Origin of the sequence: Shouchella oshimensis, assembly GCF_004375095.1 — a bacterium.
In the GTDB taxonomy this organism is placed as follows: domain Bacteria; phylum Bacillota; class Bacilli; order Bacillales; family Bacillaceae_D; genus Shouchella; species Shouchella oshimensis.
In genome coordinates this window covers 832,506-848,519 of record NZ_SNUX01000002.1, presented here as the reverse complement: position 1 = coordinate 848,519, position 16,014 = coordinate 832,506, and the positions used below count along the sequence as shown (strand labels likewise).

The window sequence follows — 16,014 nt, the reverse complement described above, 5'->3', positions numbered from 1 at the left end:
TCTACAGCAGAATGCCGCTCATTCCTGCATTTTCATGACCAAGGTCTAGAGGTAGCTGCTCACTTCTACTGGTTTTTCAGTCGTTTCATAAGGGTACATCTGGCCCCACCTAGGGCGGGACCGAGAATTGTACCATGGATGATACTCATTGCCATTAATCCATTTACCTTATCGTTTTAAAACAATCTGTTCGATCTTTCATGAAAGAAATACCGTCGCATCAATGCTTCATTTCTCATCCTTTTATTACATCAATTAACCAATCAAAAATGCCTAAAGCATGTAGAAACACGACTACAATCGCAACTGGTACAACGATTCGAATAAACAGTAGCCACGCAGCAAATAATCTACGACCAGCTGTATTCCCAGCGCTAAACTCTGCATATAATACTTCTTTTTTCATACGTAACGGAATAAAGATCGCAATTAATAATGCCCCTACTGGTAATAGAATGTTGCTCACTAGAAAATCGACCGCATCAAAAAAGATTTGACCAAAGATCGTGAAATCAGACCAGATACCATACGATAAAGCAGATGGTATACCAACGATAAAGATCGCAAGACCAATGATCCAAGCAGACTTTTTACGCTTATTTACATCACCTCTTGTTTGTGCTGCCACGATAATTTCAAGCATGGAGAATGCAGAAGTAAGAGCAGCGAATAAAAACAAGATAAGAAAAATAAGGAGGAAGCCCATTCCAAAAGGCATCTGGCTAAATACAGTTGGCAAGACAGCAAAGATTAATGCTGGTCCTTCATCAGGACTTAGACCGAATGAAAAGACAGCTGGAAAAATGGCTAACCCTGCTAGCAGTGCAACAATGAAGTTCATAATCACAATCGCACTTGCCGACTGAATTAAATTCTCTTCCTTCGATAAGTAAGAGCTATATGTGACCATCACTGAAATCCCTAGGCTTAAAGCAAAGAATGACTGCCCCATTGCAAATAACACACCATCACTCGTTAATTGACTAAAATCAGGAATAAGTAGAAATTCAATTCCTTCCATTGCACCGTCTAACGTCACGGAGCGAACGACTATGACTAGAAATAAAATAAATAATGCCGGCATCATAATGACACTTGCTTTTTCAATTCCAGCTTGTACACCTTTCGCTACTACAATAATCACAAATAGCATGAAGAATAAATGACCGATAATCACAAGAAACGGATCTGCTATGGTTTGATTTAAAATGGCGCCGTATGCTTCGCCGTCTAACCCTGCTAATTCACCTGTAACTACCTTCCAAATATAAATAACAATCCATCCACCTACTACACTGTAAAAGGACAGCAATAGAAACGCTGTAATCATGCCAAGGTTTCCTAGACGATGCCATGCCGTTCCAGGTGCTATCGTTTTGTATGAATCAACGGCATTCTTTTGTGTACTCCGTCCGATAACAAATTCGCCAATAAGTAACGGTAACCCTACAAGTAAGGTGAACAAAATAAAAATAAGGAAAAAAGCGCCACCTCCATTACTTCCTGCTACGTACGGAAATTTCCATATCGCTCCTAACCCAATTGCTGATCCTGCAGCGGCTAAGATAAAGCCGTATTTTGAGGACCATTGTTGTTTTTCCATAGTAAAGCTCCCTTCCTAACTAACAAGAGTCATTCATTCTTTTCTCTTGTCATTAAGCCTACCATTACGGCTGTAAAAAGAGCAACAAGCATTCCATTCCAGTAATCTCCAATTATGGTTTGCGTTCGATACTGCCATGCCGTTTCATAGGGGAGATATACGCTAAGTCGCTATCTTCCAAGGTGATGTCTACACTTTCATTGAACCTTAGGCTTTTTCATAAATCATCTTGTCATAAAAACATCTCTCCTCTACGCTTTACGTTTCTTTCTCTACTTTATAATGTAATTCAACAAACTGATTGAACGTTTGGACTCCTAACAAATGTAAATTCACATGATACTCGCCTTCTTGAAACAACGCTATCCCTTCTCCAATCATTTTGGGCGCAACAGTGACAATGATTTCATCAATGAGCTCTTCCTCTAAGCAAGTCTTAAGTAGGTCGCCTCCCCCTACTAGCCATATGGCCTTCCCTTCTTGTTGCTTCAATGTCGTAAAAAATGATTTGACATTCTCATTTGTAAATTGAGCATACGAATGCGCGCGAGTTTTCGAACGAGTAAATACATAGCTTTCTTTATCTTGATAGGGATACTCCTCCATCTCGTTCTTTATCCAATCAAACGTTTTACGCCCCATCACAACAGTGTCTACAGTTTGATAAAACGTTGAAAAACCATTATCACCTTCTCCTTCTACTGCAAATAACCAATCTAGCTTCTCTTCTTTTGTCGCTATGTACCCATCCAAACTTGTCGCAATAAACAACATGACTTTTCGTTTAGTCACCTTCTACCAACTCCTTTTCGTTCGATACGTTTAGTCTATCCGAAAATGATGACAGTTCATGTCACATTAAAAAAGATTAATGATGTTGGGTATCATTAATCTCCTGCTTCCGATAAAATTAAATAATTCCTTGGGCGACCATTACATCAGCGACTTTTCTAAATGCGGCGATATTTGCACCAGCTATGAAATCACCTTCTAAGTCAAATTCCTTTGCAGCAGTAGCGCTTTTCTTATAAATACTTGCCATAATCTCTTGTAACATGTTATCAATCTCTTCGAAAGACCAATAAACTCTTGAACTATTTTGTGCCATTTCTAAAGCGGAAACCGCTACTCCACCAGCATTCGCGGCTTTTCCAGGACCGAATTGAATCGTATGTTTCTGAAAATACGTAATGGCTTTTTCTGTACAAGGCATATTCGCACCCTCTATCACAGCAATGGCACCATTCTGAACAAGGGCTTTAGCATCATCTTCGTCTAATTCATTTTGAGTGGCGCAAGGAAAAGCGAGATCACAGGACAGGTTCCACATCCGGTCTTCCTCGTTATAGGTTGCATCTTGATCATGATCAAGATAAGCCGAAAGAGGCTTGCGTTCTTGCTCTTTTACTTGCTTAATCGTTTTAACATCTAATCCTTCTTCCTTATAAATATACCCGCTTGAATCACTGCAAGCCACAACTACTGCCCCTAAATCGACAGCCTTCTCCATGGCGTAAAGAGAGACTTTACCAGCTCCAGAGACGATGATGCGCTTTCCTTCTAGCTTGTCCTGTTCATCTTTGAGCATCTCTTCAGCAAAGTAAACCGCACCGTATCCTGTAGATTCGGTACGCATCAAACTTCCACCTACCTCTATTCCTTTTCCTGTAAAAGCTCCTTTTTCAAAGGCACCGCGCAATCGCTTGTACTGGCCGACCATATAATCAATCTCGCGTCCTCCCACTCCAATATCGCCAGCAGGAACATCCACGTTTGGTCCAATATACTTAGACAGCTCGTTCATAAAACTTTGTGTAAAGCGCATAATTTCCATATCGGATTTTCCTCTTGGATCAAAGTCTGCACCGCCTTTTCCACCACCAATTGCTTGATCGGTTAACGCATTTTTAAAAATTTGGTCGAACCCAAGAAATTTTACGACACTTTCATTTACAGATGGGTCAAAGCGAAGGCCTCCCTTATAAGGACCGATCGCATTGTTGAACTGAACACGATAGCCACGGTTTACATGAATCTTTCCGTCGTCATCGGTCCATGCCACACGAAATGATATGAATCTATCTGGTTCCACCATTCGTTCTAAAATGGCATAATCCATGTAATGAGGTGATTTCTCGAATAATGGAATGAGAGACTTGGCTACTTCTTGCACCGCTTGATAAAATTCAGGCTGGCTCGGATTTTTTTCTTTCACTTGACCAATAACCTGGTCCACATAAGCTTTGGCATCTTGTTTTTTTATTGTAGTCATAACACGACCTCCTTATTTCTACACCTTCTCCCCTTTTTTGATTCTGGTTAAACGCAAACAGCAGCCCCTTTTAAGGTTGCCAACCTTTCACGCTCTGTTTACGATTTCCTGTTCAATAAAATAACGTCGATGCTTCTTTCGAAGAACTTGAATAGCAAACCCTATCGCTACAATTGTCATGAATAAAGAGAGAGCAACAATGGTTGTGCGAAGAGAAAGCATATCAATGGTTATCCCTGTTACAATTACGAGAAAAACTTGACCAATACTTTGTCCTAACTGAACCATACTTGTGACACGCCCCATCATCGTGACAGGAACATGATTTTGATAAAAGGTTGTCATTCCTGCATTAACAATGACATTAAAAAAACCTAAAATGACAAAACCTATAGCGATGGAAGTAAACGACCATGAGACGGCATATAGAACATATCCTAGTGTCGTAAAGACCATACCACTTGCGATCATCCAACGTAGCGGAAACCGATTTGCAAATACAGACAGCAGGATAGCTGATCCACATGCGCCAATGCCTGTTATACTAACGAGCAAGCTATAGTCGAGTTCAGACAAGCCAACGGCATTTTGAATAAACACGACTTCTTGAACATCCATCGGAAAGCTAAACAAAAACGTTACTTGAAAGGCGATATAAATTCCCATCACATAGGATTGTTTTTTCACAAACGAAAACACTACCATTACATCTGACTTGATTAAAGCTAGCGTTAATCGGGGTGGCTTCGTCTGGATATCGCCCTTCCTCTCTTCTGGTAAACAGGTTAACAGAGCGAATGCAAGTAAAAACAAACACGCATTTATCCACAGTGTTACAGAAGTGGAAAACAAAAGAATAAGCGCCCCACCAATTGCCGGTCCGATAATAAACGCACTTGACGATACAAATGCACGTATTGCATTAAAGCGTTTTCGTTTTTCCATTGGAACAAGCATTGTCGTATAGGTTAGCGAAGCTGGGAAAAAGAAAGATTGGCTTACACTTAACCCCACTAGGATGACATAGATAGCAAACATAGTAGGTGCAAAAGGAATAAGTGCTATACCAATTGCACGTATGATGTACGTTGCCATCATAATCTGCCGTTTGCTCCTATAGTCTATAAAGCTGCCTGTCCAAAATTTCGTTACTATGTTTACAAGTGGAGAGATAATCCAAAATCCAGCAACTGCCACTGCTGATCCAGTCAATTGAAACACAAGGATGTTCATAACAATTAAATAAATAAAGTCCCCAATAGCAGAAAGCCCTGTTGTCGTTAAAAGAAGAGCTGGTTGCTTCCAGCTCTTCATGCGTGAAGATGTCTCTTTAAAAACCGAATTACCGTCTCATAGAGGGAAATGCGATTTTCTATTTTCGTAAATCCATGCCCTTCATCATCAAATACCAAGTATTCAATCTCGGTACCTTGTTTTTGAAGTGCCTCTACAATTTGATCTGATTCTTCCTTCACTACTCTAGGATCGTTTGCACCTTGCACAACGAGCATAGGTTTTGTCATTTTCTCCAGATAGGTAATAGGTGAATCTTTTACCAAACGGTCCTTATCTCGCTCGGGATGACCAACCCAACGATCCATGATTGGTTTCCACGATTCAGGTACCGTTTCAATAAAGCTAAATAAATTGGAAACCCCACAAATATCCACTGCTGCTTGAAACCGTTCTGGATGGCGTCCATGAAGCAATAAAGTCATGTATCCACCGTAACTCCCACCTAAAACAATAACCTTATCTGGTTGTAGCTGACCCTTTGATTCTAAATAATCTAAGCCCTCAAGGATATCAAGGCGCGGGCCTTCTCCCCAGTCTCCCTCTACAAGCTTCGTAAATGTCGCTCCATAACGAGTCGATCCTCGATAGTTCGGCGAGAACACTTGGTAGCCTTCGTAAGCAAGAATTTGAGCCTGTGCATCATAGCTTAATACATCTGCCCATTGAGGTCCTCCGTGGGGAAGCAACACCGTGTAACCATTCTTGTTTTCGTTATGTGGTTGATAAAGAAGCGCTTCTATTTCTAAACCATCGTATGAAGAATAGCGAATGACTTCAGGCTCACTTAATTCCTTTTCCTCTAAACCCATAATACGTACATCCGTTAGCTGCACCCAATCGCCCTGCGTGTATCGATACATATTCTTTGGTTTGGTCGGTGTTGAACCAAGTACAATGAGTTCTCCTGAATTGGTCATTAGTAGCTTTTCTACAATGGTGACAGGCAATGAAAGCTCATTTGAGGCACCTGTTTCAACGGTAAAGGAATAACATTTATCTTGCACACCTGCTGAAGCCACGACATATAAAAAAGATTCGTCCTCTGATAGATGTACACTCTTTATTGATTCTTGATCGAGTTGAAACAACTTTTCAAACGTCTTTGACACTGGGCTATACCGAGCAAGATAGCTAAATTCCTCTCCCGCATTCGTTGAAAAGTAAACGGTTCCATCTTTTCCTAACGTACTATCTCCTGTCACATGCTCATTGTCAGCTCCCGGAATTAATGGCTCACTTTTTCCATTGTTCCATAAGTATCCGACAATCGATGTGTTGCTGTAAAATTTAGCATAGGTAAATACTTTTTCATCTTGACTCAAAGAAGATAGATAAAGTCTTGCATCGTCTCCTTTTACCAATGTACGCTCTTGTTCTGTTTCAATATCGTACGCACAAATATCAAAATACGTTTTGTTCGACTCATCGGATGTATAATACAATCGTTTTCCATCTTCAGACTGGGCATGAACAAAAAAGTGTGTTCCTGGAAGGGTTCGAATTGGTGTAAGTTCCCCACCCTTTAAAGGAAGTGCATAAATTTGTGGTTTTTCATCTCCATCATAATCAAAACTGGCAAGGATGTAGCTGCTATCCTTGCTAAAGCGGAGATCGTATACACTTTGACCAATCGTTGTTAACTGGTATGGAAACCCTGTCCCTCGTTCCATCGCCCATAATTCTGGAGCTCCTGTGAAGTCTGCTTGAAAGACAATGGTTTGCGCATCAGGACTGACTGCAAATGTTTTTATGGAATATGATTTTAGAAATGCACGTACATCTGGCTTTTTAAATGGTATCATGTTGATCGCCCCTTTTATTCCCATTGGATAGAATCATTTTAACTTTCAGTTTTTTAAAGGAAGGACGCCTCATCCTACACACAAACGAATGTACCTCGAACAGGCTCCTTTTCACTTTTTATACGAATGGATACCGCACTATACGGGTCACGACCGTTCATCACTTGAAAATGGATATGAGGCTCAGAGGTATGACCAGAATTGCCACATTGTCCAAGCAAAGCACCTTGCTCTACTCTGTCTCCTTCTCTAACCGTTATACTATTTTCTTTTAAATGACAAATGAGACTGTATTCATCATGCTCATGGGCTAGAATTACATAGTTTCCAAACGGTTCTGTTTCGTTTGTCACCGTTCCCGGTGTCACATCCTTTTGATTCGATACAACCGCTTCCACTTTCCCTTTACAAGGTGCGAATACTTCTTTGCCAAAAGCGTAATAGTTTTCGTTTTGATCAGGTGCACCATCAAATGTAAAGCCATTACGGTTAACGTCAAAATCATAGGCATAGCGCTGTGATTCAAACGGATAATGATAATTAAGGATTTCATTCTGTCCGCCCCAAAATGTCATCCACTCTCCTTTAAAAGGAAATTGATAGGTGTTTGCTGTAAGAACATTGTCGCTGTTTGCATTCATGCTTACTGGCATAAAATGAAGGAAATGAATACGTCCATCTTCTGTAAACCAGGCTCGAATACCAAGTCGTTCTTCTTTTGCCAACCACTGATGTTCCATAAACTCCTGTAAAGCCATCCTAGAAACCAGTTCGAATGTTGGATGATCCTTCATTACCTCTTCACAGATAGCTTCAAGCGCTTCATAGCTTAGTTCACCTTGATAATTCACACTTAATTGCTCATAAATAGAACGATAGTCTTTCTTTTGTAAGTTTTCTATGAAATGGGAGGGTGTCACATTAACCGTTTTTTTCATTTTTCACACTCCATCATACATTAATCTACTTTCTTTACTTTGCTTCTCCGAAAAAGGTTTCATTTTATTTTCGCAGTCCCTACTGTTTTTGTAAATGCTGTTCCCAGTTTCGTCACGAATTATTTAATCAAAATATGGAGGTTGATTTGGCTCATTCATAAAAGAAAACATAGACAAAATCTGTTCTTCTGTATTCCGATTCGCCGATAGTTCAGGCAACTCGTTTTTTGAAAAAAACATCACTTGATCGGTTTCGAGACCTTTTGTTGCAATACCATTTATAATGTCGCATTGTAAGAACACTTTATAATAATGAAAGGGCTGAGGAGGATGTCCATGCTTTTGCATATCATAAAGAGCTAGTAGCTTGCTTGCCTTCGTCCGAAACCCAGCCTCTTCAACTATTTCTTTCTCAACATTCTCCTTTGCCGACAGTCCAACATCACAAAAACCTCCCGGTAACGACCACTTTTGTTCTGCTTTTTCACGAACTAACAAGATTTTTTCGTGTTGAAAGACGACGCCACGGACATCCACTTTTGGGGTTTGATAGCCCGATTCCCTAGCAAATAATGCTTTCACAATCTCTGTATCTACATCTCCATAAGTAGCTAGGATGTCAGCACTTAAATCTAGTAATTCTTTGTATCGCTCTTGATCGTACGGATCCTTTGAAAAAGCTCTTCCTGATTGCGCAATCCCTTGGATTTGTTTTGCCCATAATAACCATTTCGGTTCCACGTTTCATCCACCTCATTATTCATTATTAAATCTTGTTCCATTGTTCCTTTTTCTACCATTTGAGTTTGTACCTACAATAGAGAAATGTCAATCGTCAGGACAGTAAGCAAAAAAAAAAACGTTTGCCGCTAAACGGACAAACGCCTTATAACGCCTTCTGTTCAAGCTGATTTACTAGTTCTTTCACTAACGACAATGAATTCTCTAATTCTTCGCTTGTGTTGTCAACGCCCCCAATCGTCACTTTCACATGACGCTGCTGTGGAGATAAATCGGATTTAGCAATAATGCCCCGACTTAAACCGGGTTCCTTTTCTTCCAATTCCAAGTGAAGTTCTTTTGCCAGCAAAAGCAGTTCTTCACCATGCGCAGAAGCTGTATCAATCTCAATTAGAATTCTCGCTTGGCTACCCTCGTTCGTAGCCAAGGTAGAGTATGCTTTTGATAACTGCTCTTCTCCTACTCGATAATCTACTTCTATAGAGCTTGTCCATTCTACTTCGATGTTGTCTTCTTGTTCCTGTTCCCCTCCTAGAAACAAAGGCATGATCAACAGACTCGTTATCAACCATTTGTGCACGACTCGTCCTCCTTAGAAATAAATGCTGTCCTAGTATTCTATGAAAGTAACGTTCATAATATGTCATTTTTCTTTTATGTTTAAAGTGAGGTTTCTTCTCCAAATGACCCATTGGTTGAAACGGCGTGATAACAAGGCAGTAAAAATCACAGCCAATGTTTATCTGTTTACACAATAGGGGATTATAGTAATATGACTTTCAAATAAGGAGGACTTCATTATGCTTTGGACCATTCTTGGCATCATTCTTGCTGTATGGCTCGTCGGACTTGTGCTTGATGTTGCCGGTGGCTTTATTAATTTACTTCTGATTGTTGCATTAATTGTATTAATCGTTCAGCTCGTGAAAGGTCGAAAATAACAAAACCCCGACATCGTTTATCGTGTCGGGGTTTTGTTTCCTACTAAATCGTTCTCTTTCATGCTCACTTTTTCCAACAGCTAAGAAACAGACCTTCCATCCTAGTAAAAAGTGTCGCCTCATGACTTATGAAAATCCGTTCCTCCCTCTGTCTTCTTAATGTAACCCGAACGAATGACGAAATCGCCAAAGCGCTCGTTTTCTGTGCGACTTTTTGAATACTCATGAATGATTGGAGACAACGTATCCAGAATTTCAGCTTCGCCGATGTTTTCCTTATACATTTTACTCAGACGCTCACCGGCAAAACCGGCTCCTAAATAAAGATTGTATTTCCCTGGGGCCTTACCGATGAAGCCAATTTCTGCAATCGCGGCTCGCGAACAGCCATTAGGACAGCCTGCCATTCGAATCGTGATATCTTCATCTTTTAAGCCCGCGTCATCTAGTACATATTCTAGCTTCGTTACAAGAGAAGGAAGATACCGTTCTGATTCTGCCATCGCTAAGCCACATGTAGGAAAGGCAACACATGCCATTGAATTTCTCCGTAATCCAGACGTATATGTGCCGTCTGATAAACCATACTGTTCGATTAACGCTGTTAGTTGTTTTTTCTTCGCAGTTGGCACATTGCTAATAATGACGTTTTGGTTTCCTGTTAAACGAAAATCACCTGTGTGAACCTTGGCAATTTCTCGCAATCCAGTCATCAGTTGATAGTCGGCATCGTCTTTAATTCGGCCGTTTTGCACAAATAATGTAAAATGCCAACGCCCCCGAATGCCCTTCGTCCAACCATAGCGATCGCCATTATGATCAAATTGAAACGGTTTCGCTACGTCAAGCTGCCAGCCTAAACGATTGTGTAGTTCTGTTACTAACCAATCAAGACCACGTTTATCAATTGTATATTTGAAGCGCGCATATTTCCGTTCAGAACGATTCCCGTAATCTCGCTGAATCGTAATGAGCTTTTCTGCAACGTCTACCATTTGATCTGGTTTGCAAAAGCCAATGACACGCCCAAGCTGAGGATAGGTCTGTTGATCTCCATGGGTCATCCCCATGCCTCCACCGACAGCCACGTTAAAGCCTTTTAACTTCCCATCTTCAATAACCGCAATATAGCCAATATCTTGAGAAAACACATCTACATCATTTGCTGGTGGAATCGCTACACCAATTTTAAATTTACGAGGGAGATAGAGCGCCCCATACATCGGTTCCACTTCTTCTTGCTTCGGTGTCTCTGCCACTTTCTCCTCATCAAGCCATATCTCATGATAGGCTCTTGTTTTCGGTAATAAATCATCACTTAATTTCCGTGCATACTCGTATACTTCTTGATGATATTCCGATTGATAAGGATTCGGTGTAATCATGACATTTCGATTCACATCTCCACATGCGGCAATGGTATCCATTAATGCCTCGTTTATACCTTGAATGCTTTTTTTCATATTCCATTTTAAAATGCCGTGCATTTGAAACGTTTGTCGCGTTGTTAAGCGCAATGTACCATTTCCATATTGGTGCGCTAGTTCATCCATTTTTAACCACTGATCAGGTGTTGCCACCCCTCCTGGCAATCGAACTCGAACCATGAATTGGTAAGCAGGCTCAAGCTTCTGCTGTCTGCGCTCCTCTCTTAAGTCCCGATCATCTTGCAAATAACTGCCGTGAAATTTCATTAAGCGGTTATCATCATCATTAATACCTGACGAAATAGGTTCTGCCAGCGCCTCTGTTAGCGTTCCTCGTAAATAATTGCTTTCCTGTTTTATCCGCTCTACGTCACTCGGAGGTCCATCCTGTGCTTGAATTGCATCTTTATTCGTCAATTGTATCCCTCCCTCAATATACGTCTCGCAAGTAGCGGTTTTGCTGCTGCATAGCCGTTAAATACGCAACGGCTTCTTCCTCTGTTTTCTGACCTTCGTCTTGAATAATGGCAATCAGTGTATCTTGTACGTCTTTTGCCATGCGTTTTTCGTCTCCGCATACATACACATAAGCCCCGTCCTCTAACCATGTGAATAGTTCAGCCCCATGCTCTTTCATTCGGTGCTGCACATACACTTTCTCCGCTGTATCTCGCGAGAATGCCACATCCATTTTCGAGAGAACACCGTCTTTTAACCAGCGTTGAAAATCAGTTTGATACAGAAAATCAGTTGTGAAGTGCTGATCGCCGAAAAACAACCAAGCTGGGCTTTCAATACCACGCTCGTCTCTTTCTTCTAAAAAAGCACGAAACGGTGCTACTCCTGTTCCTGGACCGATCATAATAATGGGTGCTTCTTCACTTGGCAAACGGAAGCTTTCATTTTTTTGTATGAAAATAGATACTGTATCGCCTGGTTCTTTCCGCTCAGCACATTCCACAGAACATACCCCTGAACGGCTACGACCGTTTGCATCATAGCGCACAGCCCCAATGGTTAAATGGACTTCTTCTGGTTCTGCTTCGTAACTACTTGCGATCGAGTACAAGCGAGGTGGGATTTTTCTTAAAATCCCAGCAAATTCCGCTGCTCCTGCGTTCCATGGGCCGAAGTCTTCGTATAAATCAAGAAGATCTCTTCCTTCTAAATAGGCTTTTAATTCTTCTGCATGATCTGGATGAAGCAACGTCTTCAACCCTTGATGATCTGTCAGCAAAGACGCTTTTTCGAGTAGAGGCTTTGTGAGCACCGTAATTTCAAAGTGACAACAAAGTGCATTCTTTAAAGGTACTACATCGCCTTTTTTGTTAATGGTAACTGCCTCTTCTTCATCCCAGCCTGTTTTCTCTAATAATGCTTCCACAAGCGCTTGGTCATTCTCTGGAAAAATACCAACGCTGTCTCCAGGTGCATAAGATAGTCCCGACCCTTCGAGTGACAATTCTAAGTGCCGAGTTTCTTTAGCTGAGCCTCGACCATTTAAATTCAAATTGGTAAGCACCTCTGCTTGGAAAGGGTTTGAACGAGAATAGGTGGTGCTTGTTGTTGCTGGTCCTTTTGTTTCTGTTTGCGCCTGAGGTTCTCCACTTTGTTCAGCTAAGCTTTTCACCACACCTGTTAGCCACTCATTTGCTTCTTCATCAAAATCAAGATCGCAATCAACACGAGGGTATAATCGGGTTCCACCTAATGCTGCTAAACGCTCATCGAAGTCTTTTCCTGTCTGACAGAAAAATTCATAAGAAGAGTCTCCTAAAGCGAGAACGGAATAAGCTAATCCCTCTACATTAGGCGCTTTCCTACTGTATAAAAATTCATGGAACGTAATCGCATGGTCTGGCGGATCACCTTCTCCATGTGTGCTTACGACAATAAGTAGATGCTTGACGTCTTTTAATTGTTTTGGTTTGTATGTATGCATAGACGACAAGATCACGTCTACGCCTTGTTCTTTTAACTGAGTCGCTGCTAGCTCTGCTAGCTGTTGACTATTCCCTGTTTGGGAGCCATATAAGATCGTTACCTCACGCTTCGCCGCGATAGCCTCTTCTTTTGTTGGCTCGCTCTTTACCTCCGTACTAGCCGCTACTTCGAGACTGACTGTGCTTCCTGACGCCGCCATAAAGCCACTCAGCCAAACTTTTTGTTCAGGCGTTAAGGTTGGTAGTAATTGATTTAGCCATTCAACTTGTTGTTGAGTAAATGGGCTATTCGTTGGTTGCAACTGCAAGTTCTTCCACCTCTTATCTTCTCTCTTTTTCTACTAACGCGCACGCCTCGTTTAACCACTCTTCCCGGTTAGGATCTCTCAAACGGTCCTTTGACGCTAATTCTTTTAACACTTTTAGTTTAGCTTGTCTTTCGCCTTTTTGAGCAAGTATCCTTTTTCTCGCCTGCTGTAAAAATTGTAAATCCTCAGCTGCATGTGAAGGCAAGACGGCTTCAAGTGTTTCTTTTATATGTTTCGTGTATGAAGGACTTGCACCGGCTGTCGATACGCTCACACTTAACAGCCCTCGTTCAATAGACGCTGGTACATAGAAATTCCCTTCTTGGGCTAGATCACACCGATAAACCATTTGGCGGGGTACTTTGTTTTGTTTATACCCATCATGTAAAGCTGAATTATTAGTACAAAGAAAAACCCAATCTGCTAAAAGACATTCTTCATCTGTTACTTTACGCGCTTCCCACGTTAGGTTGTGTGAACGAATAAGTTCATCCCAATCACCCTTTAAACGCGGGGTAACGAGATGAATATGCGCACCAGCATCAATGAGTGATTGTGTGCGTTTCTTCGCAACCATTCCTCCACCAACGACTGTAATCGATAGTTGTGAAACTTGAATCATATAAGGAAGGGCATGGCTCATAGACTCATTGGCTCCATTTCGATCGCTTCCTTTGCCCGCGCTTCTAGTACACCTTCTAAACCGAAATCAAAACCTAGAAAATCACAGAGAATGTAGTTTGTATCTGTACCTTGATTTCTCACTTTAATTTGTTGTGCTAGCTCATTCATTAGTACGCCTGTAAATAATAAATAGGGCAACACGTAAACATTCTTTGCACGTAATCGCTCACACTTCAATAACCCCTGCTCTACAGTCGGTGTTGTCGCAGCAAGAAACCCGATTTCCACGTTATCACACGCTAGACGTTCATAAAGAAGTCGTCCAATTTTTGCTACATCACTTGGTTGGTTGCCATCACTTGATCCTCGACCAATGACTAAAATGGTCGTCCCCTCTTCACGAGTACCATTCATGGTTTGTAACCCTGCCTGTTTAAGACGATCCATAGCTACTTGAATGACATCTTGATGAATGCCAAAAGGGCGCCCATATGTAAGCTCTATTGATGGGTACCGTCGCTTTGCTTTTTTTAATTCATCTGGGATGTCTTTGTTTGCATGGTACGCTGTTAACAACAAGACCGGGACTACAGCAATTTTTGTCGCTCCCGCCTTTACACAACGATCAATCCCTTCTTGAATGGTCGGCGCGCTTAATTCTATAAAGGCATAAGTTTGAAAATGAGAAAAGGATGACTTTATACGGTCAATAAACGTCTTAAACTGCTCATTACCAGTTTGGACTCGGCTGCCATGACCGACGTAAAGAATAGCTTGCATCATTCATCACCTTCCCTTGCCTTGCGTGTAACCACTGCCCTAATACACTTGGGGTTTGCCCGCTCACTCTTACTCCAAGAAACCCTAATGTACATAACGTTTTTACTACTTCCTCTTGGTCACTATAGATAGGAACCTCTCTTAATTCAGGGTACTGTTCAACTATTCTAAATAAGTGTGGAAGCCGTTGAGAAGAGGATAAAATAATATCGGTAATAGACTGCTCCTCTTGCAAACGTCCTAGAATAACGTTTGTTGCAGTTGTCCACTTTTCATCCAAATTTGACAGCGTTGATTCGTCCTCCGTTTTTCTTTCTAACGGGGCGGCTAGAAGACCATAGTGCTTAAGTGCATTTTGTGCACTTGATGTCACTGCAACAAGGTCGAGGGAAATGGTCCGAATATCTACCGCCTCTTCTCTTAGCTGTTCAATAAATACCTCTACATCATCACTAGAATAAAACAAAACGCTATTTTCATCCTTTTGAAGCGCCACTTTAGGAGCGAATGCCTCGGCACCAGCTTGTCTTAAATCGCTTACCAAGCTTGAAGACCCTTCTGCTAAAACAAGTGGATAATGTCCAAACAAAGGTTGATCCTCGAACCAACTTTTACCCTTATAAAGCTCCGCTACTTTGCCGACAAGGGTAATGGCTGGATTGCCAATCCCATGACTATTTACTTCTTCTACAATGGTCGCTAACGTTGCTTTCACTACTTTTTGCTTGCTCGTCGTCCCCCATTGAATACATAAGACACTTTCACTTTCAGGTCGGCCGTGTTGAATAAAATTTTCCACAATTCGCGGAAGATTTTTTACCCCCATATAAAAAGCAACCGTGTCGATTTTGGCAAGCCCTGACCAATCCAGCTCAAGTGAGTTTTCTTTTTGACTATGCCCGGTTGCAACAGCAAAGCTCGTACCTTTTGTTCGATGGGTGACTGGGACATTTGCATAAGCTGGTACTGCAATGCCAGATGTTATACCTGGTATAATCTCAAAGGGGACTTGATAGCGATCCAGAAACGCCGCCTCTTCTCCTACCCGACCAAATACACTAGGATCGCCTCCTTTTAATCGAACGACGGTTTGATGATGATCGGCTTGACGTACCAGTTCATCATGAATAGCCTCTTGCCTAAGAATGTGGCGATTTGGTAGCTTACCGACGTAAATCAACTCTGCTCCTTCCTTTACTTCTTCTAGAAGCAAAGGGTTAACAAGTCTGTCGTACAGTACCACATCAGCTTGTCGCAATCGCTGCATTCCTTTATAACTAATAAGCCCAATATCCCCAGGACCTGCTCCAATAAGGTAAACGGTTCCTCTACTCATGTG

General features: G+C 41.5%; 14 protein-coding genes. 1 reads left to right on the top strand and 13 read right to left on the bottom strand.

Features of this window, described 5'->3' with window-relative positions:
- Positions 1 to 235 precede the first annotated feature (235 nt).
- From E2L03_RS10180 to E2L03_RS10145, 8 genes are all read right to left on the bottom strand, one after another.
- A complete protein-coding gene (locus tag E2L03_RS10180; RefSeq protein WP_038477462.1) occupies positions 236 to 1,603 on the bottom strand; it encodes a sodium-dependent transporter in 1,368 nt (455 codons plus the stop codon).
- Between the two features lie 258 nt (positions 1,604 to 1,861).
- Entirely contained in the window at positions 1,862 to 2,395 is a 534-nt protein-coding gene (locus E2L03_RS10175) for a dihydrofolate reductase family protein (protein WP_236702356.1), read from the bottom strand.
- A 118-nt stretch (positions 2,396 to 2,513) separates the two neighbouring features.
- Positions 2,514 to 3,875, bottom strand: a complete 1,362-nt coding sequence (gdhA, locus tag E2L03_RS10170) for an NADP-specific glutamate dehydrogenase (RefSeq protein ID WP_055735631.1) — start codon at positions 3,873 to 3,875, stop codon at positions 2,514 to 2,516.
- Positions 3,876 to 3,962: 87 nt separating this feature from the next.
- Entirely contained in the window at positions 3,963 to 5,189 is a 1,227-nt protein-coding gene (locus E2L03_RS10165; RefSeq protein ID WP_055735630.1) for an MFS transporter, read from the bottom strand.
- Complete coding sequence (locus E2L03_RS10160; protein ID WP_055735629.1) at positions 5,186 to 6,973, bottom strand: S9 family peptidase; 1,788 nt, start codon at positions 6,971 to 6,973, stop codon at positions 5,186 to 5,188. Before E2L03_RS10160 ends, E2L03_RS10165 begins: the two co-directional genes overlap by 4 nt.
- A gap of 74 nt (positions 6,974 to 7,047) precedes the next feature.
- Complete coding sequence (locus E2L03_RS10155; protein ID WP_055735628.1) at positions 7,048 to 7,911, bottom strand: M23 family metallopeptidase; 864 nt, start codon at positions 7,909 to 7,911, stop codon at positions 7,048 to 7,050.
- Between the two features lie 123 nt (positions 7,912 to 8,034).
- Entirely contained in the window at positions 8,035 to 8,652 is a 618-nt protein-coding gene (locus tag E2L03_RS10150) for an NUDIX hydrolase (protein ID WP_134259121.1), read from the bottom strand.
- A gap of 145 nt (positions 8,653 to 8,797) precedes the next feature.
- Entirely contained in the window at positions 8,798 to 9,232 is a 435-nt protein-coding gene (locus E2L03_RS10145; RefSeq protein ID WP_134259120.1) for a stage II sporulation protein P, read from the bottom strand.
- Positions 9,233 to 9,452: 220 nt separating this feature from the next.
- Between E2L03_RS10145 and E2L03_RS10140 the strand changes: the two genes are divergently transcribed.
- Positions 9,453 to 9,593, top strand: coding sequence for a lmo0937 family membrane protein (locus E2L03_RS10140; protein ID WP_124741506.1), 141 nt, complete (start codon positions 9,453 to 9,455; stop codon positions 9,591 to 9,593).
- 119 nt (positions 9,594 to 9,712) lie between these two features.
- Here the strand turns inward: E2L03_RS10140 and cysI are convergent, their stop codons facing one another.
- From cysI to cobA, 5 genes are read right to left on the bottom strand one after another with little or no spacing between them, the layout of a single operon-like run.
- Positions 9,713 to 11,437, bottom strand: coding sequence for an assimilatory sulfite reductase (NADPH) hemoprotein subunit (gene cysI, locus E2L03_RS10135; protein ID WP_038477444.1), 1,725 nt, complete (start codon positions 11,435 to 11,437; stop codon positions 9,713 to 9,715).
- 13 nt (positions 11,438 to 11,450) lie between these two features.
- Positions 11,451 to 13,271 (bottom strand): assimilatory sulfite reductase (NADPH) flavoprotein subunit, encoded by a 1,821-nt coding sequence (locus E2L03_RS10130; RefSeq protein WP_134259119.1) that lies wholly within the window; start codon positions 13,269 to 13,271, stop codon positions 11,451 to 11,453.
- Positions 13,272 to 13,284: 13 nt separating this feature from the next.
- Entirely contained in the window at positions 13,285 to 13,914 is a 630-nt protein-coding gene (locus tag E2L03_RS10125; RefSeq protein ID WP_095149718.1) for a precorrin-2 dehydrogenase/sirohydrochlorin ferrochelatase family protein, read from the bottom strand.
- Positions 13,911 to 14,678 (bottom strand): sirohydrochlorin chelatase, encoded by a 768-nt coding sequence (locus E2L03_RS10120; protein WP_236702354.1) that lies wholly within the window; start codon positions 14,676 to 14,678, stop codon positions 13,911 to 13,913. The genes E2L03_RS10125 and E2L03_RS10120 overlap by 4 nt, the downstream gene beginning before the upstream one ends.
- Positions 14,626 to 16,011: a uroporphyrinogen-III C-methyltransferase gene (cobA, locus tag E2L03_RS10115; RefSeq protein ID WP_134259118.1), complete on the bottom strand. Its 1,386-nt coding sequence runs from the start codon at positions 16,009 to 16,011 to the stop codon at positions 14,626 to 14,628. Before cobA ends, E2L03_RS10120 begins: the two co-directional genes overlap by 53 nt.
- Positions 16,012 to 16,014 lie beyond the last annotated feature (3 nt).